At 65.1% G+C, this 22,941-nt stretch carries 23 protein-coding genes and 2 tRNA genes; 17 read left to right on the plus strand and 8 right to left on the minus strand.

The window, feature by feature from the left end:
• The first annotated feature begins 34 nt into the window (after positions 1–34).
• From XH81_RS08885 to XH81_RS08910, 6 genes are all read left to right on the plus strand, one after another.
• Complete coding sequence (locus XH81_RS08885) at positions 35–718, plus strand: TetR/AcrR family transcriptional regulator (RefSeq protein ID WP_028142913.1); 684 nt, start codon at positions 35–37, stop codon at positions 716–718.
• Complete coding sequence (locus XH81_RS08890) at positions 715–1,632, plus strand: HlyD family secretion protein (protein WP_240536402.1); 918 nt, start codon at positions 715–717, stop codon at positions 1,630–1,632. The genes XH81_RS08885 and XH81_RS08890 overlap by 4 nt, the downstream gene beginning before the upstream one ends.
• A complete protein-coding gene (locus tag XH81_RS08895) occupies positions 1,629–2,561 on the plus strand; it encodes an ABC transporter ATP-binding protein (protein ID WP_028142915.1) in 933 nt (310 codons plus the stop codon). Before XH81_RS08890 ends, XH81_RS08895 begins: the two co-directional genes overlap by 4 nt.
• Complete coding sequence (locus XH81_RS08900; protein WP_028142916.1) at positions 2,558–3,721, plus strand: ABC transporter permease; 1,164 nt, start codon at positions 2,558–2,560, stop codon at positions 3,719–3,721. Before XH81_RS08895 ends, XH81_RS08900 begins: the two co-directional genes overlap by 4 nt.
• 29 nt (positions 3,722–3,750) lie before the next feature.
• Positions 3,751–5,058: an adenylate/guanylate cyclase domain-containing protein gene (locus tag XH81_RS08905; protein WP_028142917.1), complete on the plus strand. Its 1,308-nt coding sequence runs from the start codon at positions 3,751–3,753 to the stop codon at positions 5,056–5,058.
• Between the two features lie 184 nt (positions 5,059–5,242).
• Positions 5,243–6,157, plus strand: a complete 915-nt coding sequence (locus XH81_RS08910) for a PhzF family phenazine biosynthesis protein (RefSeq protein WP_028142918.1) — start codon at positions 5,243–5,245, stop codon at positions 6,155–6,157.
• 132 nt (positions 6,158–6,289) lie between these two features.
• On the opposite strand, the gene XH81_RS08915 is transcribed toward XH81_RS08910, so the two are convergent.
• Both XH81_RS08915 and XH81_RS08920 read right to left on the minus strand, forming a co-directional pair.
• Complete coding sequence (locus XH81_RS08915) at positions 6,290–6,751, minus strand: DUF488 domain-containing protein (RefSeq protein WP_028142919.1); 462 nt, start codon at positions 6,749–6,751, stop codon at positions 6,290–6,292.
• A gap of 8 nt (positions 6,752–6,759) precedes the next feature.
• On the minus strand, positions 6,760–7,596 hold the full coding sequence (locus XH81_RS08920) for a DUF72 domain-containing protein (RefSeq protein ID WP_085967720.1): 837 nt from the start codon (positions 7,594–7,596) through the stop codon (positions 6,760–6,762).
• 104 nt (positions 7,597–7,700) lie between these two features.
• Between XH81_RS08920 and XH81_RS08925 the strand changes: the two genes are divergently transcribed.
• From XH81_RS08925 to XH81_RS08940, 4 genes are all read left to right on the plus strand, one after another.
• Positions 7,701–8,081 (plus strand): hypothetical protein, encoded by a 381-nt coding sequence (locus XH81_RS08925; RefSeq protein ID WP_028142921.1) that lies wholly within the window; start codon positions 7,701–7,703, stop codon positions 8,079–8,081.
• A gap of 128 nt (positions 8,082–8,209) precedes the next feature.
• Complete coding sequence (locus XH81_RS08930; RefSeq protein WP_028142922.1) at positions 8,210–8,413, plus strand: hypothetical protein; 204 nt, start codon at positions 8,210–8,212, stop codon at positions 8,411–8,413.
• A gap of 241 nt (positions 8,414–8,654) precedes the next feature.
• Entirely contained in the window at positions 8,655–9,788 is a 1,134-nt protein-coding gene (locus XH81_RS08935) for a glycosyltransferase family 2 protein (protein WP_028142923.1), read from the plus strand.
• Between the two features lie 6 nt (positions 9,789–9,794).
• Complete coding sequence (locus XH81_RS08940; protein WP_028142924.1) at positions 9,795–11,297, plus strand: glycosyltransferase family 39 protein; 1,503 nt, start codon at positions 9,795–9,797, stop codon at positions 11,295–11,297.
• Positions 11,298–11,490: 193 nt separating this feature from the next.
• On the opposite strand, the gene XH81_RS08945 is transcribed toward XH81_RS08940, so the two are convergent.
• Both XH81_RS08945 and XH81_RS08950 read right to left on the minus strand, forming a co-directional pair.
• A complete protein-coding gene (locus tag XH81_RS08945) occupies positions 11,491–13,377 on the minus strand; it encodes a CHASE2 domain-containing protein (protein ID WP_028142925.1) in 1,887 nt (628 codons plus the stop codon).
• Between the two features lie 61 nt (positions 13,378–13,438).
• Positions 13,439–13,957, minus strand: a complete 519-nt coding sequence (locus XH81_RS08950; RefSeq protein ID WP_028142926.1) for a FecR domain-containing protein — start codon at positions 13,955–13,957, stop codon at positions 13,439–13,441.
• A 660-nt stretch (positions 13,958–14,617) separates the two neighbouring features.
• Between XH81_RS08950 and XH81_RS08955 the strand changes: the two genes are divergently transcribed.
• A complete protein-coding gene (locus XH81_RS08955) occupies positions 14,618–15,709 on the plus strand; it encodes a DUF2778 domain-containing protein (protein WP_028142927.1) in 1,092 nt (363 codons plus the stop codon).
• A 30-nt stretch (positions 15,710–15,739) separates the two neighbouring features.
• On the opposite strand, the gene XH81_RS08960 is transcribed toward XH81_RS08955, so the two are convergent.
• The 3 genes from XH81_RS08960 to XH81_RS08970 all read right to left on the minus strand — a co-directional run bounded on the left by XH81_RS08960 (position 15,740) and on the right by XH81_RS08970 (position 18,434).
• Positions 15,740–17,089, minus strand: coding sequence for a caspase family protein (locus XH81_RS08960; protein WP_028142928.1), 1,350 nt, complete (start codon positions 17,087–17,089; stop codon positions 15,740–15,742).
• Between the two features lie 110 nt (positions 17,090–17,199).
• A complete protein-coding gene (locus XH81_RS08965; RefSeq protein WP_038948005.1) occupies positions 17,200–17,829 on the minus strand; it encodes a glutathione binding-like protein in 630 nt (209 codons plus the stop codon).
• An 11-nt stretch (positions 17,830–17,840) separates the two neighbouring features.
• The gene (locus XH81_RS08970) at positions 17,841–18,434 is read right to left on the minus strand and encodes a cysteine hydrolase family protein (protein ID WP_038948004.1); all 594 of its coding nucleotides are present in this window, start codon (positions 18,432–18,434) and stop codon (positions 17,841–17,843) included.
• 130 nt (positions 18,435–18,564) lie between these two features.
• Between XH81_RS08970 and XH81_RS08975 the strand changes: the two genes are divergently transcribed.
• The 6 genes from XH81_RS08975 to XH81_RS09000 all read left to right on the plus strand — a co-directional run bounded on the left by XH81_RS08975 (position 18,565) and on the right by XH81_RS09000 (position 22,495).
• Positions 18,565–19,404 (plus strand): LysR family transcriptional regulator, encoded by an 840-nt coding sequence (locus tag XH81_RS08975; RefSeq protein ID WP_028142931.1) that lies wholly within the window; start codon positions 18,565–18,567, stop codon positions 19,402–19,404.
• A gap of 187 nt (positions 19,405–19,591) precedes the next feature.
• A tRNA-Ser gene (locus XH81_RS08980) sits at positions 19,592–19,663 on the plus strand.
• A 7-nt stretch (positions 19,664–19,670) separates the two neighbouring features.
• A tRNA-Lys gene (locus tag XH81_RS08985) sits at positions 19,671–19,736 on the plus strand.
• A 333-nt stretch (positions 19,737–20,069) separates the two neighbouring features.
• Positions 20,070–21,233: a slipin family protein gene (locus tag XH81_RS08990; RefSeq protein ID WP_038948003.1), complete on the plus strand. Its 1,164-nt coding sequence runs from the start codon at positions 20,070–20,072 to the stop codon at positions 21,231–21,233.
• Positions 21,234–21,393: 160 nt separating this feature from the next.
• Positions 21,394–22,143 (plus strand): signal peptidase I, encoded by a 750-nt coding sequence (gene lepB / locus XH81_RS08995; RefSeq protein ID WP_028142933.1) that lies wholly within the window; start codon positions 21,394–21,396, stop codon positions 22,141–22,143.
• 64 nt (positions 22,144–22,207) lie between these two features.
• Positions 22,208–22,495, plus strand: a complete 288-nt coding sequence (locus tag XH81_RS09000) for a GIY-YIG nuclease family protein (protein ID WP_028142934.1) — start codon at positions 22,208–22,210, stop codon at positions 22,493–22,495.
• A 133-nt stretch (positions 22,496–22,628) separates the two neighbouring features.
• Here the strand turns inward: XH81_RS09000 and XH81_RS09005 are convergent.
• Positions 22,629–22,941: TCP-1/cpn60 chaperonin family protein (locus tag XH81_RS09005; protein ID WP_271596102.1), on the minus strand; the 313-nt coding region annotated here is incomplete at its 5' end.

A 22,941-nucleotide genomic window follows, 5' to 3' on the forward strand; every position in this document is an offset into this window, starting at 1 on the left:
TGACTATGACTGACTAGTCAGTCATATACATCTAATGATGAAGAAGTCGACCAAGCTCGCCAACAAGTCGGCACAGAGCGCGGAGCCTGCGGCAGCCCGCGGAGGGGTGCCTGCATCGAACCGTGCTGCGCGCGCGCAGGAGCGGCGCGCGGCGATCGTTGACGCCGCGATGGAGGAGTTCATCGCCCGCGGTTTTGCCGCAACGCGACTCGACGACATTGCCAAACGCGCCGGCGTCGCCAAGGGCACGATCTACCTGCACTTCAAGGACAAGGAATCGATGTTCGAGGAGCTGGTGCGCGTCGTGATCGTGCCGGTCGTGGCGCGGCTGACCGCACTGCCGCCGCCGACGGGCTCGGTGCGCGACCTCGTCGAGGCCTTTGCCAGCAATTTCCTGAAAGAGGTCATCGGCACCAGGCGGGGTGATCTGGTACGCCTGATTGTGGCGGAGGGCCCGCGCTTTCCGTCCGTCGCCGACTTCTACTACCGCGAGGTCGTCTCGCGCGGGATCGCCGCGATGCGCACGCTGATCGAGCTCGGGATCGCCCGCGGCGAGATCCGGGAGAAGGACCTCGCGCGCTATCCGCAGATCCTGGTCGCGCCCGCGATGATTGCGGTGATCTGGCAAAGCCTGTTTGCGCGGCACGCGCCGCTCGACGCGCAGGACATGCTGCGCGTTCATCTCGATTTGATTTTTGGCGAACGGAGGACGACATGACGTCGTCACGAACCATCTCTCACCTCATCCTGAGGAGCGCGGAACGCGCGTCTCGAAGGATGCAGGCCCGGCTGTGGCTTCTCGCCCTTCGAGACGCCGCTTCGCGGCTCCTCAGGGTGAGGGATCGACAGCCGAATCTGTCGCGCCTCTGTGCGATCGCGGTTCTGGCACTCGCCACCGGTCTCGCCGGGTGCAACGAAAAGCGTGATCCCGGCTTCCAGGGCTGGGTCGAGGCCGACATGATCTTCGTCAGCCCGGACGAAGCGGGGCGGGTGACGAAGCTCAATGTCCGCGAGGGCGACGAGGTCAAGGTCGGCGATGCCCTTTATTCCGTCGACGACGACCTTCAGCTTGCCGATCTCAATCAGCAAAAGGCGACGCTCGCCAACGCACAACAGACCTATGACCGCGCAGCCTCGCTGAGCAAGACCGGCTCCGGCACGCAGGCCAATCTCGATTCGGCCGTGTCTGCCTTGCGCGTCGCGGAAGCGCGGGTGGCGACGTCGGAGACGCGGATGGCGCGGCGCAAGGGCTTTGCGCCCGTTGCCGGCACCATCCAGCAGATCTATTTCCGCGAGGGCGAGATGGTAGCGGCGCAGCGCCCGGTGCTGTCGATCATGCCGCCCGGCAACATGAAGCTGCGCTTCTTCGTGCCAGAGACCGCGCTGCCGAAGCTTGCGATCGGCGACACGGTGCGGATCGGCTGCGACAATTGCGCGGCCGATCTCACCGCAAAGATCTACTTCATTGCGACCTCGGCCGAATACACCCCGCCTGTCATCTACAGCCTCGATGAGCGCAACAAGCTGGTCTATTTGATCCAGGCGCGGCCGTCGCGCCCCGACGCGCTGCGGGTCGGACAGCCGATCGACGTCTATCTCAATCCGAAGACACCGGTGGCGGACAAGCGATGAATGGCGAGAGCGGCATCGCGATCGACGTCAAGGGCCTGACCAAATCGTTCGGCGGCCGCGAGGTCGTGCACGATCTGTCGATGCAGGTGAAGCGCGGCTCGATCTACGGCTTCCTCGGGCCCAACGGCTCGGGCAAGACCACGACCATCCGTATCCTCTGCGGTCTCCTCACCCCGGATAGCGGCGAGGGCACCTGTCTCGGCTACGACATCCGCCGCGATGCCGAAAAGATCAAGCGCCAGGTCGGCTATATGACCCAGCGCTTCAGCCTTTATCAGGATCTTTCGGTGCGCGAGAACCTCGAATTCGTCGCGCGGCTCTATGGCTTGGCCGATGCGCGCGGGGCAGCGCGCGACATGATCAAGCGGCTCGGGCTCTCGGGACGCGAGGAGCAGCTTGCGGGCGAGCTTTCCGGCGGCTGGAAGCAGCGGCTGGCGCTGGGTGCCTGCACGCTGCCCAGTCCGAAACTGTTGCTGCTGGACGAGCCGACCGCCGGCGTCGATCCGAAGGCGCGGCGTGACTTCTGGAACGAGATCCACGCGCTTGCCGCCGAGGGCCTCACCGTGCTGGTCTCGACCCATTACATGGACGAGGCCGAGCGCTGCCACGAGATCGCCTACATCGCCTACGGCCATCTGCTGGTGCACGGCACCGTGGAGGAGGTGATCGCGAAATCCGCGCTGACGACCTACACCGTGACGGGCGAAGACCTGAACGAGCTCGCGGCCGAGCTCACCGGCAAGCCCGGCGTGGATATGGTGGCGCCGTTCGGCACCTCGCTGCACGTTTCGGGGCGGGACGTTGCCGCGCTCGAAGCCAGCATTGCGCCGTGGCGCGAGCGAAGCGGCCTGCACTGGCAGAAGTCGCATCCCTCACTGGAAGACGTGTTCATCGAACTGATGGGGCGCTCCAAGGACAATTTCCAATGAGTGCCGTCGATCATCCCGCACCACAGCACGAAATCCGCGAGCGCTTCGGCTTCCTGCGGCGCTCCTATGCGATGCTGATCAAGGAGTTTATCCAGCTGAGGCGCGACCGCGTCTCGTTCGCGATGATCGTGATGCTGCCGGTGATGCAGCTGATGCTGTTCGGCTATGCCATCAACACCACGCCGCATCATCTGCCGAGCGCGGTGCTGCTCCAGGAGGACTCCGATCTCGCCCGCTCGATCCTGAAAGCTCTGGAGAACACTGCCTATTTCCGCTTCCTTTACGAGGTGCACGATGTCGAGGATTTCGACAATCTGCTGAAATCCGGCAAGGTGCTGTTCGGTGTCGAGATCCCGCGCGGCTTCGAGCGCGCGGTGCGGCGCGGCGACAGGCCGGCGCTGCTGGTTGCGGCCGATGCCACCGACCCGGTGGCGGCGAGCGCGGCGATCGGCTCGCTCGGCATGGTCGTGCAGACCGCGCTCAAGCACGATCTCTACATCGGCGATCCCCCGGAGATGCCGTTCGAGATCCGCGCGCATGCCCGCTATAACCCGGCAGCTAGCTCCAGCCTCAACATCGTGCCGGGCCTGGTCGGCACCATCCTCACCATGACCATGCTGATCTTCACCGCGCTGTCGGTCACGCGCGAGGTCGAGCGCGGCACCATGGAGAGCCTGCTGTCGATGCCGATCAAGCCGGTCGAGGTGATGTTCGGCAAGATCGTGCCTTACGTGCTCGTCGGCTTCGTGCAGGCGTTTCTCATCATCGGCATCGGGGTTGGCCTGTTCGGCGTCCCCGTGCTCGGCAATCTGTTCCTGCTGGCACTGCTCTCGACGCTGTTCATCACCACCAATTTGTCGATCGGCTACACCATCTCGACCGTGGTGCAGAACCAGCTCCAGGCCATGCAGATGTCGATGATGTTCTTCCTGCCGAGCATTCTGCTGTCCGGATTCATGTTTCCCTTCGCGGGCATGCCGACCTGGGCGCAGTACCTCGGCGAATGCCTGCCGCTGACGCACTACCTTCGCATCGTCCGCGCCATCATGCTGAAGGGCGCGACCATGCAGAATCTGCATTTCGACGCCCTGGCACTGGCGATCCTGATGGCGCTCGCCATGACCATCGCCGTGACGCGCTTCCGCCGCACGCTGGATTGAGGCACAATACCCCGGAATCGAGGGGCGGAATGGTCAGATTTGCCAGCAGGAGGACACGGCAGCACGCCGTGCTATCGGAGGATTTCGAGCGCGAGCTGACACGCGAAGTGCTTCGCACCGAGTTGCTCCGGGTGCGGGCGCTGATCATGACGGGCTGCGTCATGATGGTGCTGCTCACCGCGATCTATTTGATCGACCCCAGTGTGGTGAACCGGGTGTGGCGCGGAACGGAAGGGCTTGTCGAGGTCTACGGCCTGCTCGGCGGCTTCATCCTGTTCGAGGTTTGGGTCCACACCCAGATCAGGAAGAACCTCCGGCTCGATCGCGATCTGCCGGTGATCCGGCGCTATATCGGCACGCTGATCGAGACTTCGCTGCCAACGGTGATCCTGATCCTGCAAACCCGGACCATGGGCGCGAGCCAGGCGCTCGGTTTCGCCGTGCCGCTGATGTACTTCATCTTCGTCATCCTCTCGACCTTGCGGCTCGACTTCTGGCTCTCTGCGTTCACAGGCTTCGTCGCCGCAGCCGGGCTTCTGTCCGTCGCGCTGCTCTACAACGCGGCCGACGAGGCCGGCGAGCCCCTGATCTATTTCCACGCTGTGCGCAGCATCGTCATCCTGATCTGTGGCGCGTTGGCGGGCGCGGTCGGCGCTCAGCTGCGCCGCCAGTTCGCCGCGAGCATCGCGGCGGCGACCGCACGCGACCGGGTGACGAACCTGTTCGGCCAGCACGTCTCTCCGCAGGTGGTGGAGCGGCTGATGGCGGCGGGAACCAGCGGTGGCGGCGACGTCCGCCGCGTCGCTGTGATGTTCGTCGATTTCCGCGGCTTCACGGCGGGCGCGCAGTCGCGCACCCCACAGGAGGTGGTCGACCGGCTCGATGGCGCCTTTGCGGTGCTGGTCGACGTCCTCGATCGCCACGGCGGCATCGTGAACAAGTTTCTCGGCGATGGCTTTCTCGCGCTGTTCGGCGCGCCGCTGGAAGCCTCCGACGCCGCGCATCGCGCGGTGGCCGCAGGCCGCGAGATGCTGAGTGCGATGGACCGCATCAACGCACAGACGAGCTGGCCGCTGCGCATCGGCATCGGCATTCATTTCGGCGAGGTCGTCGCCGGCAATATCGGCTCGCCCCGGCGCAAGGAGTACACGGTGATCGGTGACACCGTGAACTTCGCATCGCGCCTGGAGGCGCTGAACAAGGAGTTCGGCTCGCAACTGCTGATTTCCGCGACCGTGCGCGAGGCGCTGGGCAACGATGGTGACGATGCCGTTGCGCTCGGCGAGGTCGAGGTGCGCGGCTATGAGCGGAAGGTGGCGGTGTTTCAGCTCGGCTGAGGGGGCCTTCAAATGTGAGTCGCGTTTCGTTGAAGCGAGCCGCGGTTCGTTGAAGGCTTCTAGAATCTCTTCCGCGATTGCTCCGATTGCTCCGAATTTTGGGGCATGACGAGCGATGTCGCCGGCTTATAGACTGCCGCCCGATGCGGCCGGTCGCGGCCGCGACTTGCATGAGGAAGTGACGATGCAGCGCCGCTACATCACCGTCGACGTGTTCACCGACCGCGCCTTCGGCGGCAACCAGCTCGCCGTGGTGCTCGACGCCGGCGGGCTCACGACGGCGCAGATGCAGACGATCGCGACCGAGTTCAACTACTCCGAGACCACCTTCGTGCTGCCGCCGCGTGACAAGGCCAACGATGCCGAGGTGCGTATCTTCACCCCGGTCCGGGAGATGCCCTTTGCGGGCCACCCCAATATCGGCACCTCCTTCGTGCTGGCGAGCCTCGCCAAGGAGCCGAAGCCGCGCCTGCTATTCGAGGAGAAGGCCGGGCTCGTGCCGGTCGATATTTTTCGCGAGCAGGGACGGGTGGTCAGCACCGAGCTCACCGCGCCGCAGCCGCTGTCACGGCTTGCGCAGCTTTCTGCCGAAGACGTCGCGGCCTGCATCTCCCTGAGCGCCGATGACATCAGGACCGATCGCCATGCGCCGCAGGTCGTCGGCGTCGGAACGCCCTTCGTGGTGGCGGAAGTACGTTCGCGCGATGCGCTGAAGCGGGCCAGGTCCGACGCGGCGGCCTTCGGCAGGCTCTTGCCGCGCGACGGTGCAGTCTCGGTGTGGTTCTATACGCGCGATGTGCCCGCGGCGGAGGCGCCTAGCGAGATCCAGGCGCGGATGTTCATGCGCGGCGCCGGCGGCTACGCTGAGGATCCCGCCACCGGCAGCGCCACGGTTGCCGCGGCCGCACTGTTCGCCGATCTCGATCCCGTGCGCGATGGCGAGCTCAAGCTCACGGTCGGCCAGGGCTTTGACATGGGCCGGCCGAGCCTGCTGCTGACGCGCGTGCGCAAGCAGGACGGCAAGATCATCTCCGCCCATGTCGGCGGCAGCTGCGTGCAAATGATGGAGGGGACGTTCAAGCTGGCAGGGGAGGGATAGGAACCATCATCCCCGCGCAATGGCGAAGCCGTTGTCGCTGGAGATGCGAGCCCTTGCGAGCCTCGAAGGATGCGCGGCCGAGGTGCAACCTGGGGCACGCCGTCGTGGTTTCGTTCCCCGCCCGAGCTCCGGCTACACCTGCCGTCCCGCCAAATTCTTCACCGCAACCCCATCGCGCTCCTCGATGATCTCCGCGATCATTTGGCGGTGGCAATGCGTGTGATCCCTCTCGTAGCAGAGCAGGCAGACGGGGCCGGCCTTCTTCACCAGCGCCGAGAGCTCGTCCATCGCCTCTTTGGCCTCGGGCGCCTTGAGGTGCTTTGAGAAGATCTTCTCCAGCACATCGTACTGACCGCTGCGTGCGGCGAGCCGGCCTTCCTTCGGCGTGCCGAGCGCGGCGAGGTGGACATAGGCGATACCACGTTCGTCGAGCCCTGCCGAAAGCTGCTTCTTGGAAAAGCCCGGCCGGCGCGAGGATGTCACCGCGCGCACGTCGACCACGAGCTTGACGCCGGCCTCTACCAGCTCATCCAGCACCGCCTTGGGCGGCGTCTGCTCATAGCCGATGGTGAACAGCTTTTTCGCCTTTGCCATGGCGCACCTCAGCTCACCCTTGCGATCAGTTCCATGGCGCCGGCCGGTGCGCGCACCTTGCCCTCGTGGATGACGTAGGCGAACACGTCGCGTGGCTCCTTCTTTGGCTTGGCCTTGTCAACTTTGGGCAGGTCGTCCGGTTCACCGCCCGAAGCCCAGGCCTGAAGGCGCTCGGCCCAGGCATCGAGCTGCTTGGGCGGGTAGCAGGTCTTGATCTCGTCATTGCCCTTCTGCAGCCGGGCATAGACGAAATCACCGGCGACGTCGGCGATGGCGGGATATTTGCCGTGCTCGGCGAACACCACGGGCGTCTCGAACTCGCGGATCAGCGCCACGAAGTCCGGTGTGCAGAAGCTGTCGTGGCGGACCTCGACGACGTGGCGCAGCGCGCGTCCCTCGAGCTTGCGCGGCAATAGCTCGAGGAACTTGCCGAAATCGGCGCCGTCGAATTTCTTGGTCGGCGCGAACTGCCACAGCACCGGCCCGAGACGGTCGCCGAGCTCCAGCACGCCGGAATCATAGAACCGCTTGATGGAATCGCCGGCTTCCGCCAGCACCCGGCGGTTGGTGGCGAATCGCGGTCCCTTCACCGAGAACACGAAGCCGTCGGGCACCTCGCTCGCCCATTTGCGAAAGCTCTCCGGCTTCTGCGAGCCGTAATAGGTGCCGTTGATCTCGATCGAGGTCAGCTTCGAGGCCGCGTAGGACAGCTCCTTCGCCTGCGTCAGCTTCTCCGGATAGAACACGCCGCGCCACGGCTCGAACGTCCAGCCGCCGATGCCGATGAAGATGTTGCCTGACTTTTTGGACGCAGTTTTTGCTTTGGCCACGGAAGGATCTCGCATCGACGTGGAGGGGATGCCGTCATCCTAGTCAAACCAGTTGTGATTGGCCAGTTGCTGCGTCCCGTCTAAGGTCGCGGCAGGATCTGCGAAAAAGGAGAAAAAGGATGCGGATGCTGATGGTGGGAGCGGCGCTCGTCATGATGACATCTGCTGCCATGATATCTCCAGTCATGGCGGATGACGACGATGCGAAGGGCGCGCAGAAGCTCGCCATGCAGGGCCGCGACGATTACTGGCATTGCCTGGCGCGGGAATATTCGCGCGACAGCAATCGGGGAATGACGGAACAGGATTTTGGCCGCTCGGTCGCGGGCGCCTGTTCGTCGGAGCGGCAATATTACCGAGTGGCGCTGCTCGACTATCTCACCACGCAGTACCCGAGCATCGATGCCGGCGCCCATCTCGCTACCGCGAACAGGGCAGTGGAGGCCGCGCAGAAGGACATCGTGACGGCCTTCGTCAAGCAGAGGCCGCCAGCGAAGTAGGCAACGGCTAATAGCGAGCAGGGCAGAAGCCTGGACCGCCTCATCAGCCATTCGCCTCACGGCAGCCCTTCCGGCTCCGCGCGCATCCGTGATATCACGGGGCGTATCTGGAACGGGGATGGGTTTCCATGGCGTCTGAGTCGGTAGGGGGCATTTTGGGCGTGATCGCTGCCGCGATCGTGCTTGCAGTCGCCGTCGTGTTCGGGCCGATTGGCCAGTACGGCAAGCCGCCTAAGCCGGCGAAAGTCGAGCCGGCGCCGGCTGCCGCACCCGCGGCTCCCGCCGCGCCGGCGCCGCGCGGGCCGATCATCCGGGAAGTGCCCAACCAATAAGGCACGAAAATCGTCCTTTTCGCCCCTTGCGAAGCGGTCTTGTCATTCCTATCTAGCTTTTAACGGCGCCGTTGAGCGAAAACTCCGGCGTTGGAACGACCTTGGAATAGCTTGGGCTCGCGCCGGATGTACGCGCGGCCCGCCGTTCCGGGGTCGTTGGCATTTTAGGGCCTCTTTTGGCCAAATTCCCTTGGAAACCCCGGCTTGGCAGCGCAGGACGCGGCGGATATACGCTGCCGTCATGAATGAAGCGATCAGACCGGGCTCCGACAATCCGCTGCAGGCTCAAGCAGGGCCGGAACTGTCGGTCATCGTCCCGACCTTCAATGAGCGCGACAATGTCACGGTGCTGTACCGGCGGCTGGAGGCGGTGCTCGCCAACGTCGCCTGGGAAGTCGTGTTCGTCGACGACAATTCACCTGATGGCACCTGGGACGTCGTGCGCGCGCTGGCGCAGCAGGACAGCCGCGTGCGCTGTATCCGCCGCATCGGCCGCCGCGGCCTGTCGGGCGCCTGCATCGAGGGCATCCTGGCGTCCAGCGCGCCCTTTGTGGCCGTGATCGACGCCGACCTCCAGCACGACGAGACGCAACTGCCGAAGATGCTGTTGCTGCTCGCAAGCGACGAGGCCGACCTCGTGGTCGGCAGCCGCTACATCGAGGGCTACAAGAGCGAGGGCTTCAACAAGCAGCGCGCCGGCGCCAGCGCGCTGGCAACCGAGTTCGCCAGGAAGATGCTGCGGGTCGAGATCGCCGATCCCATGAGCGGCTTCTTCATGATCCGCCGCGATCGTTTCGAGCAGCTCGCGCCGAAGCTCTCCGTGCACGGCTTCAAGATCCTGCTCGACGTCGTCGCGACCGCGCACGGCGGCTTGCGGGCGGTCGAGATTCCCTACACTTTCGGCGCCCGTCAGCACGGCGAAAGCAAGCTCGATTCCATGGTCGCGCTCGATTTCCTCGGCCTCGTGCTGGCCAAGCTGAGCAACGACATCGTCTCGCTGCGCTTCATCCTGTTCGCGATGGTCGGCGGCATCGGCCTCGTGGTGCATCTCACCACGCTGTTCATCGGACTTCAGCTGTTCAAGGTGCCGTTCGCGGAGGCGCAGGCCGCCGGCGCCATCGTCGCCATGACCAGCAATTTCATCCTCAACAACTTCCTCACCTATCGCGACCAGCGGCTGAAGGGCTTTGCGCTGCTGCGCGGCCTGATCGCCTTTTACATCGTGTGCAGCGTCGGCCTGCTCGCCAATGTCGGCGTCGCCTTCTCGGTCTACGACCAGGAGCCGATCTGGTGGCTGGCCGGCATGGCCGGTGCGCTGATGGGTGTGGTGTGGAACTACGCGATGTCAGGCCTGTTCGTCTGGCGCAAGAAATAACCCACGATGGGCGGGGCTGACGCGCGGATCGTCCGCAATACCGTGCTGCTGATTCTGGCGCTGGTGGCCCTGCGGCTCGTCGCGGCCGCGTTCACGCCGATCACCTTCGACGAAGCCTATTACTGGATGTGGTCGAACAACCTCGCCGGGGGCTATTACGACCATCCGCCGATGGTCGCCTATGTCATCCGCGCCGGCACCATGATCGCCGGCGATACCGAACTCGGCGTCCGCCTCGTCTCGATCCTGCTCGCACTGCCGATGAGCTATGCGATCTACCGCTCCGCTGCGATCCTGTTCGGCGGCGCGCGCGTGGCGGCGACCAGCGCCGTCCTGCTCAACGTAACCATGATGGCCTCCGTCGGCACGCTGATCGTGACGCCGGATGCGCCGCTCCTGGTCGCATCCAGCTTCGTGCTGTTCTTCCTCGCAAAAGTACTGGAGACCGGCCGCGGCGTCTGGTGGCTTGCGGTCGGCGCGGCCGTCGGTGCGGCACTGCTGTCGAAATACACGGCGATGTTCTTTGGCGCCGGGATCCTGATCTGGCTCGCTTGCGTGCCGAAGCTCAGGCGCTGGTTCCTCTCGCCCTGGCCCTATCTCGGCGGTCTCGTTGCTCTGGCGCTGTTCTCGCCGGTGATCCTCTGGAATGCGGACCATCAATGGGTCTCGTTCGCAAAGCAGCTCGGGCGCGCGAAGATCGAGGACTTCCGACCCGTCTTCATCGCCGAGCTGATCCCCACCCAGATCGCGTTCGCAACCCCGCTGGTCTTCATCCTCGGCGCGATGGGTCTGCACGCGCTGACCTGGCGCCGGGCCGGCGCACTGGCCTCGCGTGTGCTGATCGAGGCGATGTTCTGGACCATCGTCGCCTATTTCGTCTGGCATTCGCTGCATGCCCGCGTCGAGGCCAACTGGTTCGCGCCGGTCTATCCGCCCTTCGTCGTCGCCGCGGCCGCTGCCGCCAACCTCGTGCAATGGAAGCCGCGCCAGCGCCGCCTGGTGGATTTCTGCCTGCGCTGGGCCGCGCCTGTCGGCATCGTGATGTTTGCAGCACTCATCGTGCAGGCCAACACCGGCTGGCTCTCGGGTTATCGCCGCGATGCCACCGTGCGCAGCGTCGGCGTCGGCTGGCGCGAGCTCGCTGCCGAAATCGAAGCCGTGCGCGCGCGCCATGGCGCGACCTGCGTGCTCGCGCAGGACTACGGCACCACGGGCTGGCTGGCCTTTTACTTGCCCCGCGGCACCTGCGTGGTGCAGCAGAACCAGCGCATCCGCTGGGTCAACATGGGCGAGCCCGATCCAAAGCTGCTCGCGGGCAAGCTGCTCTATGTCGACGAGCTGCGCCCGGACGGTCATCCCGTCCTCAACGACCTCTTTGCGAAGGTGACGCAGGTCGCGCAATTGCAGCGCAAGCGCGGGCCGCTCGTGGTCGAGACCTACAGCGTCGATCTGCTGGAGGGCGCCAAGGGCGACGTCCTCGACCGCTCGCCGCCGCCGGAAGCGCGGTAGTAGGCCGCACTGCTTCCACAGCGTGGTCCCCGCGAACGCGGGGACCCATACCCCCAGGGAGCAGTTTGGCGAAGACTGTTCGTGGGCGATCTTTCAGTTGGTATGGCCAGCTGTGCTCATCGACAGATCACGCGGTATGGGTCCCCGCGTTCGCGGGGACGACAGCCGAGTGCTGGGTCGATAGCAACGACTATCAGTCGATCATCTCAGCCTTTGTCGCACCCTGGCCCGGCCCACTGTGATCCCGCCAGAACCACACGGTCACGACGCCGGAGCGGCCACGGACCTGGGCGAGCAGGGGGCCCGACAGGACGCCGTCGGGAGCCCCGTGGAAGTCGGCCGTATCCAGCAGCGTATTGCTCAGGGCGAGTCGTGCATCGTTCTGGACGGCGACTTCCATCAGCCGGCTCGCGACGTTGACCGTGTCGCCTGTCGCCGTGATGTGCTGGTGACTTTCGCCGAGGCGGGAGGCGACGATCTCCCCGAAATGCGCGCCGATCTTGAAGCCGAGCTGACCGCCGATCGCTGACGGCAGCGAGGCGATCCAGTGGTCGACGCCGCGATGCAGGTCGATCGCGCATTTGAGCGCGCGCGCGGCGTCATCGGGCATCGCGGCCGGCAGACCGAACAGGATCATGGCGCCGTCGCCGAGAAAGCCGGTGATCATGCCGCCGCAATCGACCGCGGCCTTGTCGATCCGCGCGTGAAACGCCTGCAGGATCTCCTGAAGCGCGTCCGGATCGATCCGTTCGCTCAAGGAAGTGAAGCCGGAGAGATCGATGAAGACGATCGCGGCGTCTTGCCGGACCGGTTTGGACAGGAAATTCGGATCGCGCGCCAGCCATTCCTGCACGGCCGGTGCCTGGAATTGTGCGAGAGACCTGCTTTTGGCGGCGAGATATTGCGTGCGGCGGCCTCCGGCCCACAGCTGCACACCGGCAAAGATCGCAACCGGCGGCACCGCGGCGGCGAGCGTGGTTGCCGCATTCAGCCAGACGCCATGCGTGAACGCGAAGGCATTGAGGCCGGCCCAGGCGATCATCACCGCGGCCGCCGCCATGATGCCGAGCGCGCTACGCCGCCAGGCCAGCAAGCCGACCAGCAGCATCGGCAGCAGGATCGCAGCGAGCGCGTCGGCGATATGGACCCTGTGGTCGCGCACGATGCCGTCGCCGGAAACGAGGTGGGTGATCGCGGTCGAGACCACCTCGACGCCGGGCATCAGGGAATCGAACGGCGTCGGGTAGAAGTCGCCGCCGCCGGCGACAGAGGCGCCGATCACGACGATCCGGTTCTCGATCGCGGCGCGATTGAGCGTGCCGTCGAAAATGCTCTGCGCGCTCACGGTGCGGATGGTGCGGCGGGGACCGTAATAGGTGATCGGCAGCGCGAAATCGGTGTCGGTCGGCACCGCGCGATCGCCGAGCATGAGGTGATCCGGCGCGATCGTCAGCGGCTTGTCGAGCGCGCGCGTCGCGACGCGCAACGGGAACGACAGCTCGACCTTGTCGCGGGTCCGGAACAGCATCGGTACCGAGAGCGGCGATCCCGATTGTCCGGTCGCGACATTGACGATGCCGACCTCGGCGTGGTCGGCGAACGCTGGCAGCGGCAGCAGGAAACGTTCGGCTTGCGGCAGCACGGCGAGGGGACCTGCACTGCCGGGCGCCACGTTCTCGCTGGCGGAGGGGAAGATCGCGGCGGCGGCGAGCACCATGGGGCCGGTGGCGAGCGTGTTTGCGAGCGTGGCGTCGCCGATCGCAGCGCTGCGGTCGACGAGCAGGAGATCGATCGCGACGACCTTCGGCTTGAACTGCACGATGGTGTCGACGACGCGGGCGAGATCGGCGCGCGGCAGCGGATAGCTGCCGCCGCGCTTCACCACGGTGTCGTCGATCGCGACGATGGTGACGAGATCGGGCGGACGCTGCACCCCGCGGACCTGTGTTCGCCAATCGGTCAGCGTTGCTTCGAGGCGGTCGAGAAAGCGCAGATGGCCGCCTGCGTGCGCGGCAAAGATGCCCGCGCCCCACAGCGCGGTGAGGGCGAGTGCCACCAGGATCTGAACGCGTCTCGTCATTACGTCGTACTGCAATCTTCTTTTTCTTCGGCCCTGTGGGCCGAGGTCTATTGACCAAGTCTTATTGACCAAGTCTTGCCATGAGAGCGTCGATGCGCGGCTGGCCCCACTGCTTCACTGTCAAAGGTCCGGTCGCTTCCACGTCGACGCCTTGGCCGGGGCCCAGCACGACGCCGCGCCCACGAGCCCTGCGGCTGACGTCGACACGGCCGTCGGCGACGAAGACGGAGGTCTTGGCCTCAGCGACGTCGACGGCCCATCTGGTGCCGCGCACCGCGGCAATCGCCTGCGGCGTCAGCACCTTGAAGGGATTGCCGCCCGGCTTCCTGGGCACTTCGACCAGCAGGGCTTTGCTGCTCAACTCGACGGAGTCAATATGTCCGTCGCGGTTGGCGTCCTTTAGTTCAAATCTGGCGCCGTTTTCTGCAACGATGGTGATGCCGTTGTCGCAGCGCCAGGTCTGCGTGCCGGCGGCCGAGGCCGACGATGTGCAAGCTGCATTGGCAGGCTGCGCGGCCGCGTATCCCATCAACAACGACGACGCCAGAGCAAGATATCCGGCGCGCGCGAACCTTCTCATGCCAGCCTCCGTTTGCATGCCCGGCACAATTCAAGGCGATGTTGATACGGTACCGTATCACACGCAGAGGCTGCTGAAAAGTGCCGCTTTACGAGCTATTTTCTTGCCGAGGCCTTTTCCAGAGCGGTGCGATCAACTTTCGGTCAGGGCGCGGTCGCCGTGTGGGCGGTCCGAGCGCTGTGTGATGTGCGTGATCTTGCCCGCCGTTCTCGTGTCACCCACGCGCCGGCGGGAAGGCCGGCGCACCAGCCTCGCGCAACGCTTCCCCGCTATCTTCCGGGTATCGAAGGCCACGAAAACGACTTGGTTGGGTGGCCCTAGAGAGGCGGCGGGAGACGATCGCTGAATGCGCCGCTCCTGCCGAGAATTATAGTTAACAGACGCGGCTAAGTCCGTAGTTCTGCGGGCTTTTTTCTCGAAATGGGACGACGCTAACGAACTGCCGCACATCTGCCCGAACTTAATCCGCATTTAACTAAAAGTCGCCTTAATGACGCTCCGACCCTCTGCGAGATGCTGTTCCCGGATCGTGACCAGCGGCACTTCGAAGGGGGACTGAGTGACACCGTCCTGGACGCAAGGCGAATGAGTAAGAGTATCGCTGCGCAGAGTAACGCGGCACGGAAGTCCAAGAATTCTCTTCGGAAGTCTTCCCGGAAAATGACCACGACCAATTGGCTTGGCGCCGCGGCCATCGGCTGCGTCGTGATGGGTGCCGGCTGGACTATCTACAGCAACGTCTTCGGCGCGAGCGTCTATCCGACCGTCGGCGGCATTGGCTACGACGAGCCGGTGATCAAGCGTGCGCCCAAGGTCGCGCTGCGCGAGGCCGGCGACGCCATCAAGGAAGCTTTTGCGCTCCTGCCTGACCGGTTGCAGGTCGCCGCCCCGATCTCGCGTGAGATGTTCAACGAGCGCTTTGCTGCCGCTGCGACCCAAGGCGTGGCATCGAACGCGGCCAGCGCGGCGCCAGCGACCCAGGTTGCGGTGGCCAAGGACGCGCCGAAGCAGAGCGTGATCGCGAAGGTCGCGGAAGCACTGAAGCCGTCGGCCCCGGCCAAAATTGCTGAGAAGTCCGCTGACAAGACCGGGGACAAGGCCAAGCGCGCTCCGGATGCCCAGATGCAACTCGCCTCGGCCGATCCGGCCCAGATCGTGCCGGCACCGGAAGCGAAGAAGTCGTTCGCCGATCGCGCCAAGGCCGCGGTGATGTCGATCACCGGTCCGCGGCAGTCGATGGTCGAAAAACTCTGGGGCAAGCGCGAGCCGTCCGGCGGGCTGCTGGCCTACGCCTCGGCCGATGCCAGCGTGACCGCGTCGATCGCGCCGAAGGAGCAGAACCCGATGTTCGGCGGCGCGCCGCCCTATGAGCGTGACACCGCGGTCTACGACATCACTGCCAAGACGGTGTATCTGCCCGACGGCACCAAGCTCGAGGCGCATTCCGGCCTCGGCTCCAGTCTCGACGATCCGCGCTCCCAGCGCACGCGCATGCGCGGCGTGACGCCGCCGCACATCTACACGCTGAAGCCGCGCGAAGCGCTGTTCCACGGCGTGCCCGCGTTGCGCCTGACCCCGATCGGCGGCGAGAGCGCGATCTACGGCCGTGACGGCCTGCTTGCGCACACCTTCATGCTCGGGCCGAACGGCGATTCCAACGGCTGCGTGTCGTTCAAGGACTATTACGCGTTCCTCGACGCCTACCGCAACAAGGGCATCCGCAAGCTCGCGGTGCTGGCGCGGGTGGAGTGAGGCGCAGCGCGCCTCACTCTTTCTGCACGATCAGCGCTTGACGAAGACCAGGTTGCAGGCGCGCGCCTCGTTGCGCTTGCCGGTGCCGCGGGTGCGATCGAACTGCGCGTCGACCGTAAAGGCGTAAGGCGAGCCGGGCGCAAGGTTGTTGAGCGTGTACGCGCTTGCCCCCGTTGTGCCGCGCGCGCTCAACGTCGTCTTGCCGTCGGCCTGGATTTGGCCGTCGATCTCCAGGCGGTTGACGCCGTCCTTGCTCTGAGCCTCGGCGTGAAACACGCCGTTGGTCACGGTGCCGGCGAGGGGCCTGGTGAAGCCCTGCGCCTTGCCGGAAGCCGGGCAGTTCAGCGTCACGTCCCAAGTGCCGTCGAAGTCCTTGCTGCCGCCGGCGCGGGTATTGGTCGCAGGCGCCAGCGCCACCTTCTGCTTCAGGCCCTCGATCCGCGCCTTGGCGAGATTGGCGAAGCTGCAACTGGAAAATCGCGTCAGATGGTCCTCGAAGGCGCTGACGGTGCCGATGGTGTCGGCAGCCTTCCAGTGCGCCTCCGCGGATGCGCACGGGTCGGCCCGCGGCGCGGCCTGCGGAGCTGCGGGTGCGATCGTGACCGACACCGGTCCGTTCAGGTAGAACTTGCCGATGATCGATAGCGACAGCTCCGGGAGCTGCGTCTTGCCGCTGGCATCATAGACGTCGCTGCTGATGTCGCGAAACACATCGCCGATCTCCTGCGGCTCTTCGATGTGCTTGAGGAACGCGGCCGTGTAGGGGCTGTTGCGGCCGACGCCGTCCGCCGCGGTCTGCCCCGATTGCGTCGAGAACGACACGATCGTGCCGCGCGGAGCTTCGACCTTCGACAGGCCGCGCCCGATCGAGGCGGCCCGCGTCGCCGAGCGCTTGAGAGTTTCCGCCAGCGGATTGTCGCGGCAGGAATCGAGCACCAGGATGCGGAGGTTCTTGGCTTGCTGCAGATCGTTCACGATGTCGTCGACCCGCACGAAGCGCTTCAGGTCGGCCTCATCGGTGAGCGTGGCGTCGACAGGCATCAAATAGTTCACGCCGTTGTACTGCATCGCATGGCCGCTGTAATAGAATATGGCAACGTCAGCTCTGCTCGCGGCGCGCGCGAAGCGGATGGTCAGATCCTGCATGTCGGCCTGGCGCAGGTCGATGCCCTGGATCACCTCGAAGCCGCTGCGCTTGAGTGAGGCTGCGACGTCCTCGGCATCGTGTGACGGGTTGGGCAGCTGCGCCGTCGATGTATAGGCGCCGTTGCCGATCACCAATGCCACGCGCGTGTCCGCAGATGCAGTATCGGGAGACAGCCAGCCGGCGAGGAGGCCCAGGCAAAATAAAGATGAGGACAATCTGGAAAGAGCACGCATGAATGCCTTCCAAGAAAATATCGAAAATATCCCTCCAGATTAGCGTAAGCCGCGCCGACTTCAATGCCCTCGCCGGGAAAACGATCAGATTTCGCGACCGTGATGTCGGGTCACGCTGCCATCGCCTTGCGCAGGGCCATTTCGGTCGCGATCGCTTCTCGCACGGCCGGCCGCGCCTGCATGCGCCCGAGATAGGCTGACAGAGACGGCCATTGCGCGATGTCGACGCCTGCGGGACGGAGCAGCAGCAAGGCCCAGGTGAGGTGGGCATCCGCGACGGTGAAGCCGTCACCCACGAGGAATTCGCGCTCCGCCAGATGCGCCGACGGCACCGACAATGTCTGCGTGATTCTGACGCGCGGCTTGGCGAGCGAGCCATCGTCCTTGTACCAGAAGGTCGGAAACAGAAACGCCTTGTGGATCTCGGCGCCGATGAAGCTCAGCCACTCCTGCAGGCGATAGCGATCGGGATCCCCGAACGCCGGCGCAAGGCCCGCCGTCGGCTTCACGTCTGCGATGTATTGCAGCACTGCCGCGCTCTCGGTCAGCCGTTCGCCGTTCTCCAGCGCCAGGACCGGCACCGCGCCCTTCGGCGACACGCCGAGGAAATCGCTGCCGTCGTCCACGATCTGCTTGGTCCAGATATGGGCGAGGTGATACTGCGCCTCGATACCGGCCTCCATCAGCGCGATGCGACTCGAGAGCGAGCAGGCCATCGGAAAGAAATAGAGTTGCAGCATCGGATGCTCCGTCAAATCAGCGCATCGCTGCGCGCGATGATCGCGAAGCGGTCCGAGAGCTCGGCCAGCGCGACCTCGTGAATCGTCCGGGCGTCCAGTCTGCCGCCGCGGCCATCCGGCAGGTCACGGGTGGCGCAGGCATCGGCCGCGATCGTCGTCCGCAGGCCGAGGTCGAGCGCGGCGCGGGCGGTCGAGGAGATGCACATGTGGGTCATGAAGCCGGCCAGCACGATGTTCTTGCATCCGGTCGCGGCAAGCCGGGCTTGCAGATCGGTGCCGGCGAATGAGTTCGGCAGCGCTTTCTCGATCACGGGCTCGCCTGCTTGCGGCGTTAGGCGATCGACGATCGCGCCGCGCGCCGCCTCGCGATCGAACAGGCTGCCGGCGCGGCCCTTGTGCGCGACATGGATGATCGCAGCGCCGCTCTCCCGTGCCCGCGCCAGCAGGCGCGCCGCCGCGGCGATCGCCGGCTGTGCATCGGGAAGGGCCAACGGGCCTGCGCAATATTCGTTCTGGATGTCGATCAGCACGAGGCAGGCCTCGTTGAGCTTCGGGGGATTGAGATCGGCGCCGGCGAGTTCGAGCAGGGTCTTGGGAGCGGTCATGCTGGTCAGGCCTTCCAGGGAGATCGGATGGCGTCACATTAGCGCAGCATGGGCCTGCCATTGTGCAGGACTATTGCAGCTAATGGCTGCAGATTTGCAGGACGCGGCATCGCCTGCTAGGCTCGCCCGGATGAACTGGGACGATCTGCGCATCATTGCCGCGGTGAGGGACGAGGGCACCTATGCCGGCGCCAGCGCGCGGCTGCGCATCGACGAGACCACCGTCGGCCGCCGGCTCGCACGCATTCAGCGCGATCTCGGCGTGCTGCTGTTCGATGCCGTGGACGGCCAGCGCCGTCCGACGCGCCATTGCGAGGCGGTGCTCGAGCATGTCGGCGCGATGGCCGTCCATGTCGCGGCGATCGACCGCATCAAGGAGAGCCAGCCCGGCCCGGTCGGCCGCCTGCGCATCGCCTCGACCAACGCGGTCGCCGAAGAGTTGCTGGCGCCGCACGCGAGCAGCTTCCTGCGCGATCATCCCGGCCTGACCCTGCAATTCCTGACGTCCAGCGGCAACGTCAAATTCTCGCGCTGGCAGGCCGACCTCGCCATTCGCCTGCGCAAGCCGGAGAAGGGCGACTTCACCATCTCCAAGCTCGGCGATGTCAGGCTGTATTTCTTCGAGCCCGCCGACCGCGCCGGCGGCGAGCCGGTCGCCTGCATCTATCCCGATGAGCTCGACACCATTCCCGAACAGCAGTTCTTGCGCGCGAAGCGGCTGACGAACGTTCGCTGCATCACCGACAATGTCCGCATCATCAGGACCTTGATCCAGTCGCATCAGGCGGTCGGCGTGCTGCCCGAGCACAGCTGCGAAGGCCTGTTCGCCGACCGCAGCCTGCGCGCGACGCTTCTGCCGAGGCGGCGCGACGTCTGGCTCTTGGTGCAGAACCATCTCAAGCGCGATCCCGCGACGCGCGTGACGATCGACTGGGTGAGGGCGTGTTTCCAGGAAACTTCGCGTCCTTGACGCACATGGCGCTGTGATCCTCGCGTCACACTGCGCAAGCTGTGTCGAAAAATCTTCGAGCTCCCCCTTGCAACCCGAACGTGCTTCGGCTATTAGCCCGCTCCTTCGCTAGGCCATGTGTCCGGGCTCTCTGAGATCCCGGCTGGCGCGAGCCGGTCTCCGGTTTCGTGTTCCGCCGAATGAAGACGCAGGATGTAGCTCATGGAGAGCGTCGGAGTGAAATCCGGAGGCATCGGTTCGATTCCGATTTCTTGTACCAACCAAAGGATAGCTCAGTGGTAGAGCAGATGACGTTTAATCATCGTGACGCGGGTTCGAATCCCGCTCCAGCGCTACGGGTCAGCCTGAAAAACTGACACCTCTGACGAGGACCGGACGCGCGCTTCAGTCGCAGTCCGGCCGTTTTGCCGCAAGGCTTTCCGTCCGAACCTAGACACTGTGAGACCGGCTTTGCGCCGCGGGTAGATACCGCTTGCGTTGATGCCGGGTGGCTCCGCTCGGCCGCGCGACATCCGTCGCGCGATCGCGCGCGTGCGCCCGTCGTCATGCGAGCTCAAGCCTCGGTCCGTCGATCTCTCAGGAAGCGTCGTCCGCGTCCTCAAATCCTTTGCAAACGAAACCTGTTGTCCGGCATCCGGCCGGACGCAAAACGATGGAGGCGTGCCATGACTTCGAACAAGGGCTGGCATTTGCTGATGCTGAACGTGACGGTCAAGGATGGCGAGCGTGCGCTGCTCACGCGCAACGGGCAGCTCGTGCGCGTGCTCGCGCCCGGCAGGCATCGTCTGTTCGATCCCCTGCACGAGCTCAAGGCCGAGGTGCTCGATGTGGTCCGCAGCGAATTCTCTGCGGATCGCTACGCGGTGCTGAAGGCCGCACGGCCTGATCTCGCCGCCGAACTGTTCGAGGCGGTCGAGACCAAGGCGGACGAGATCGCCATCGTCAGCCTCGACGGCCGGCCCGTGCATCTGATGACGCCCTGGCAGGTGCGCGTCTACTGGAAGGTCGCAACGAGCGTCGATGTCGAGCGCATCGACGTGTCCAGCGATGTCAGGGTCGGCGCGCGGCATCTGGCCATGATCGAGCGTAACCGCTCGGCCGTGACGTCGGAGACGGTGGTCGAGAACCACGAGGCGGGCCTGCTCTATGTCGAGGGCCGGCTCGTCGAGCGGCTCGTGCCCGGTCGGCACGCCTTCTGGACCGTCGGCCGCAAGATCGAGGTGAAGCGCCTCGACCTGCGGCCCCAGGCGGTCGAGATCACCGCGCAGGAGATGCTGACCAAGGATCGCATCGCGCTGCGGGTGACGCTGACGGCGTTCCGTAAGGTGGTCGATCCCGAGCGGACGGTTGCGACCGTGCCCGACGTGGATGCGTGGCTGTACCGTTTGGTGCAGTTCGCGATCCGCGAGGCGGTTGCGGGCCGGACGCTGGACGAGGTGCTGTCTGCGAAGGCGGCGCTGGATGCGGAGCTGCGCGACTATGTGCGGGCACGCGTCGCGGAGTCCGGTGTCGAGGTCACCGAGCTCGGCGTCAAGGACGTGATCCTGCCCGGCGAGATCCGGGAGTTGGTGAACAAGGTGGTGGAGGCGGAGCGGGTCGCCAAGGCGAACCTGATCCGCCGGCAGGAGGAGACCGCGGCGACGCGTTCGCTTCTGAACACCGCCCGCCTGATGGAGGAGAACCCCCTGCTGCTGCGGCTCAAGGAGCTGGAGTCGCTGGAGCGGCTGGTCGAGAAGGTCGGCCGCATCGATCTCCACGCCGGCAACGGCGAGGGCCTCGATGCTCTCCTGACCCGGCTCGTGCGCCTGAAGGCGCCCGAGAGCGCATGAACCGAAGGGCCGCCCACGGGCGGCCCTTCACTTATCCGTCGTCGTCGCTTGCAATGAACGCCGAACCGCGCCTGTGCGACCAAAATCACGGAGCCGGGATTGCGCGCGCGCGAAGGTTGCGTAATCTCGCGAAGACCACGGGTTTGATCAGGGCAGGCGCATGACGATTCTTCAGGACTCCATCCGGCCGTCGCGAGCGCAATCGCGGGAATGGAAGGTGATCGTCATCCTGATCCTGCTGGTCCCGGTGCTGTGGTCCCCGCTGATCCTGTTTCGCTTCGTCCTCTATCAGCCGTTCAGCATCCCCTCCAATTCGATGGCGCCGACGCTGATGGTCGGTGACTACGTCTTCGCCGCCAAATATGCCTATGGCTACGGCCGGTATTCATTGCCGTTCGCGTCGTCCTGGATCTCGGGCCGCGTCTTTGCTGCCGACCCGGAATACGGCGACATCGTCGTGTTCCGGACGGCAAAGGACAGCTCGGTCGACTACGTCAAACGCGTGGTCGGGCTGCCCGGCGACCGCATCCAGATGCGGCAGGGCCAGCTCATCCTCAACGACCGGCCGGTGACGCGCGTCGCGCTCGAGGACGGGCTCGCCGACAACGCCTGCGGTGGGGATGGCGGCGTCAGGGTCAAGCGTTGGCGCGAGACGCTGCCGAGCGGCGCGTCCTATGTCACTAACGACTGCCTCGACAACGGTTTCCTGGACAACACCAACGTCTTCACGGTGCCCCCGGGCCATTTCTTCGTGCTCGGCGACAACCGCGACAATTCCACCGACAGCCGCATGATGTCGACGTTCGGTTTCGTGCCGATGGACAATCTCGTCGGCAAGGTGACGCGCATCTTCTGGTCGCTCGACGAAGACGGCGAGCCGCACATGGAGCGGCTGGGCAAGGTAGAGTGAGGGCCGTCGTCATTCCGGGGCGCGCGAAGCGCGAGCCCGGAATCCATAACCACAGGCGGATGGAATGGCCTATTACGTCTACATCCTCGCGAGTAAGAAGCATGGCACGCTCTACATCGGCGTGACCAACGACCTCGTGCGCCGTGTATACGAGCACAAGACGAAAGCCGTCCCCGGCTTCACGACGAAGTACGGCGTCGACAAGCTCGTCTTGTTCGAAATCTACGACGATCCTACGACGGCGATCGCCCGCGAGAAAGAACTCAAGAAGTGGCGGCGGGATTGGAAGACGCGCCTGATCGAAGAGCAAAACCCGAATTGGGATGATCTCTATCCGGGGATAGCCAACTGAGTTTAGTGGTTATGGATTCCGGGCTCGCGCCCAAGCGGGCGCGCCCCGGAATGACGAGCGGAGAGTGTTTGCCCCCCAAACAAAAACCCCGGCATCGCTGCCGGGGTTTCGTAGTTCTTGAGGTCGTTGGACCTTAGAAGTCCATGCCGCCCATGCCGCCGCCCGGGGGCATCGCCGGACCGGCGCCGCCCTTCTTGGGCAGCTCGGCGACCATGGCTTCCGTGGTGATCAGGAGCGCGGCCACCGAGGCAGCGTTCTGGATCGCGGTACGGACCACCTTGGTCGGGTCGATGATGCCCTTCTTGACGAGGTCGGCATATTCGCCGGTCTGGGAGTCGAAGCCGTAAGCGTAGGTCTTGCTCTCCAGGATCTTGCCGACGATCACCGAGCCGTCTTCACCGGCGTTGATCGCGATCTGGCGAGCCGGAGCCGACAGCGCCTTGCGC

The organism is Bradyrhizobium sp. CCBAU 25360, assembly GCF_028128695.1.
GTDB lineage: Bacteria > Pseudomonadota > Alphaproteobacteria > Rhizobiales > Xanthobacteraceae > Bradyrhizobium > Bradyrhizobium ottawaense.

What these genes read in the sequence shown, in the direction of transcription:
- XH81_RS08885 (WP_028142913.1), top strand. Translation starts at nt 35, where the DNA reads ATGATGAAGAAGTCGACCAAGCTCGCCAACAAGTCGGCACAGAGCGCG.
- XH81_RS08890 (WP_240536402.1), top strand. Translation starts at nt 715, where the DNA reads ATGACGTCGTCACGAACCATCTCTCACCTCATCCTGAGGAGCGCGGAA.
- XH81_RS08895 (WP_028142915.1), top strand. Translation starts at nt 1,629, where the DNA reads ATGAATGGCGAGAGCGGCATCGCGATCGACGTCAAGGGCCTGACCAAA.
- XH81_RS08900 (WP_028142916.1), top strand. Translation starts at nt 2,558, where the DNA reads ATGAGTGCCGTCGATCATCCCGCACCACAGCACGAAATCCGCGAGCGC.
- XH81_RS08905 (WP_028142917.1), top strand. Translation starts at nt 3,751, where the DNA reads ATGGTCAGATTTGCCAGCAGGAGGACACGGCAGCACGCCGTGCTATCG.
- XH81_RS08910 (WP_028142918.1), top strand. Translation starts at nt 5,243, where the DNA reads ATGCAGCGCCGCTACATCACCGTCGACGTGTTCACCGACCGCGCCTTC.
- XH81_RS08915 (WP_028142919.1), bottom strand. Translation starts at nt 6,751, where the DNA reads ATGGCAAAGGCGAAAAAGCTGTTCACCATCGGCTATGAGCAGACGCCG.
- XH81_RS08920 (WP_085967720.1), bottom strand. Translation starts at nt 7,596, where the DNA reads ATGCGAGATCCTTCCGTGGCCAAAGCAAAAACTGCGTCCAAAAAGTCA.
- XH81_RS08925 (WP_028142921.1), top strand. Translation starts at nt 7,701, where the DNA reads ATGCGGATGCTGATGGTGGGAGCGGCGCTCGTCATGATGACATCTGCT.
- XH81_RS08930 (WP_028142922.1), top strand. Translation starts at nt 8,210, where the DNA reads ATGGCGTCTGAGTCGGTAGGGGGCATTTTGGGCGTGATCGCTGCCGCG.
- XH81_RS08935 (WP_028142923.1), top strand. Translation starts at nt 8,655, where the DNA reads ATGAATGAAGCGATCAGACCGGGCTCCGACAATCCGCTGCAGGCTCAA.
- XH81_RS08940 (WP_028142924.1), top strand. Translation starts at nt 9,795, where the DNA reads ATGGGCGGGGCTGACGCGCGGATCGTCCGCAATACCGTGCTGCTGATT.
- XH81_RS08945 (WP_028142925.1), bottom strand. Translation starts at nt 13,377, where the DNA reads ATGACGAGACGCGTTCAGATCCTGGTGGCACTCGCCCTCACCGCGCTG.
- XH81_RS08950 (WP_028142926.1), bottom strand. Translation starts at nt 13,957, where the DNA reads ATGAGAAGGTTCGCGCGCGCCGGATATCTTGCTCTGGCGTCGTCGTTG.
- XH81_RS08955 (WP_028142927.1), top strand. Translation starts at nt 14,618, where the DNA reads ATGACCACGACCAATTGGCTTGGCGCCGCGGCCATCGGCTGCGTCGTG.
- XH81_RS08960 (WP_028142928.1), bottom strand. Translation starts at nt 17,089, where the DNA reads ATGCGTGCTCTTTCCAGATTGTCCTCATCTTTATTTTGCCTGGGCCTC.
- XH81_RS08965 (WP_038948005.1), bottom strand. Translation starts at nt 17,829, where the DNA reads ATGCTGCAACTCTATTTCTTTCCGATGGCCTGCTCGCTCTCGAGTCGC.
- XH81_RS08970 (WP_038948004.1), bottom strand. Translation starts at nt 18,434, where the DNA reads ATGACCGCTCCCAAGACCCTGCTCGAACTCGCCGGCGCCGATCTCAAT.
- XH81_RS08975 (WP_028142931.1), top strand. Translation starts at nt 18,565, where the DNA reads ATGAACTGGGACGATCTGCGCATCATTGCCGCGGTGAGGGACGAGGGC.
- XH81_RS08990 (WP_038948003.1), top strand. Translation starts at nt 20,070, where the DNA reads ATGACTTCGAACAAGGGCTGGCATTTGCTGATGCTGAACGTGACGGTC.
- lepB (WP_028142933.1), top strand. Translation starts at nt 21,394, where the DNA reads ATGACGATTCTTCAGGACTCCATCCGGCCGTCGCGAGCGCAATCGCGG.
- XH81_RS09000 (WP_028142934.1), top strand. Translation starts at nt 22,208, where the DNA reads ATGGCCTATTACGTCTACATCCTCGCGAGTAAGAAGCATGGCACGCTC.